The 1307-nt window shown below is 64.2% G+C and carries 2 protein-coding genes, 1 tRNA gene and 1 pseudogene; 3 read left to right on the top strand and 1 reads right to left on the bottom strand.

All coding sequences use genetic code 11. The features are described from left to right. The 3 genes and pseudogenes from DBR20_RS23030 to DBR20_RS11590 all read left to right on the top strand — a co-directional run. Positions 1–192, top strand: a pseudogene (locus DBR20_RS23030) (DNA polymerase III subunit delta'); the annotation flags it as partial. Then, positions 189–542 (top strand): PilZ domain-containing protein, encoded by a 354-nt coding sequence (locus DBR20_RS11595; protein WP_025874071.1) that lies wholly within the window; start codon positions 189–191, stop codon positions 540–542. The pseudogene DBR20_RS23030 and the gene DBR20_RS11595, both read left to right, overlap by 4 nt. Positions 543–676: 134 nt before the next feature. Beyond that, positions 677–751, top strand: a tRNA-Val gene (locus DBR20_RS11590). 54 nt (positions 752–805) lie between these two features. Here the strand turns inward: DBR20_RS11590 and DBR20_RS11585 are convergent. Then, positions 806–1234, bottom strand: coding sequence for a hypothetical protein (locus DBR20_RS11585; RefSeq protein WP_108266270.1), 429 nt, complete (start codon positions 1232–1234; stop codon positions 806–808). Positions 1235–1307 lie beyond the last annotated feature (73 nt).

Here is a 1307-nt window from a genome sequence, read left to right as displayed (position 1 = left end):
GTGCTGGCCCAGGCCAGCACCGATGCCTTGACCACGCCGGAGCGATTGCACAAGCTTGCAGCCTGGTTCGATGCGGCCAACCGCACCCGCGACCTGCTGCGCACCACCGTGCGCGCAGACCTTGCGGTGGTCGAGTTGCTGCTGGCCTGGAACAAGGTGAACGAGCGGCCTGCCGCAAGGGGAAATCGATGAGTGCCAGCAACGCCCGCCAGGGCATCCTGTCCCTGGCCGTGAAAGACAAAGCCGCGCTGTACAGCGCGTACATGCCGTTCGTGAAGAATGGCGGCATCTTCGTGCCCACGCCCAAGCGTTACTTCCTGGGCGATGAGGTGTTCCTGCTGCTGACCCTGCCTGATTCCAGCGAGCGCCTGCCGGTGGCCGGCAAGGTGATCTGGGTGACCCCGGCCGGCGCGCAGGGCAACCGCACGGCCGGCATCGGCGTGCAGTTGGCGGACGGGCAGGAAGGCGAGACGGTGCGGCACAAGATCGAGACGATCCTGGCCGGCCTGACCGGTTCGGACAAGCCGACGCATACGATGTGATGTGGGCGGATTGCCCCTCCCGGTAGAGCCAGGCCATGCCTGGCTGATTCGGGGAAATGAGCGGGGAAACACGATGTGAAAAGGTGTTGACGCCCTGAAAAACCGCCCTATAATGAGCGGCTCAGCAACACACCGGGCGGTTAGCTCAGCGGTAGAGCATTGCCTTCACACGGCAAGGGTCACAGGTTCGATCCCTGTACCGCCCACCATGTTGCAGAACGAAAAAAGCCTCCAGCGATGGGGGCTTTTTTGTTGCCCGTGATTCAACCGGGCTCCTTTCCCACGGCTGTGATCGCATCGCCAAGGCCTGTGTGCGCGGCACGCGCGATCTGGCGTGCGGCCAGCAGCAGACCGTTTCGATGGAAGTCGCCGATCTGCTCGTCGGTACTTCCATCCACGCGTGCGTGCTCTGCCGAGTGCAGAAGATCGAGCACGGCGTTCAGTGCGGACAGTGAACGGCCGAGGGAGGCAAGAGTCTGCGCGTTGAGTGTCTGCGTGGTGCACGGCTGGCCGTCTTCGCCATCTCCCTTGCGTATCGCATCAAGGAAGGTGAAGAACATCGGCTGCGATGGCGGGATCTGCTGCTCCTTCAGTGCGCACTCGATCTCGCGCGCGAGGTCTTCGGGAACGTCGGTGGCGATGTCGCCGATCAGGGCGTGCAGGCGGGGATGGATGGCGGTGCGGTTGGTCATGGCGGAACCCTCACTGGCGTAGGGCCACCCTCCAAAGAGAGGGTGGCGGACGGTGCGGGTTGGCGTGCCGGGG

Source organism: Stenotrophomonas sp. HMWF023, assembly GCF_003060985.1.
GTDB lineage: Bacteria > Pseudomonadota > Gammaproteobacteria > Xanthomonadales > Xanthomonadaceae > Stenotrophomonas > Stenotrophomonas lactitubi.
The sequence above is the reverse complement of the archived record's forward strand: the minus strand, read 5'-3'. Positions and strand labels throughout refer to the sequence as shown.

Bases quoted from the DNA above. Each gene is read 5' to 3' on its own strand.
- DBR20_RS11595 (WP_025874071.1), top strand. From the start codon at position 189: ATGAGTGCCAGCAACGCCCGCCAGGGCATCCTGTCCCTGGCCGTGAAA.
- DBR20_RS11585 (WP_108266270.1), bottom strand. From the start codon at position 1,234: ATGACCAACCGCACCGCCATCCATCCCCGCCTGCACGCCCTGATCGGC.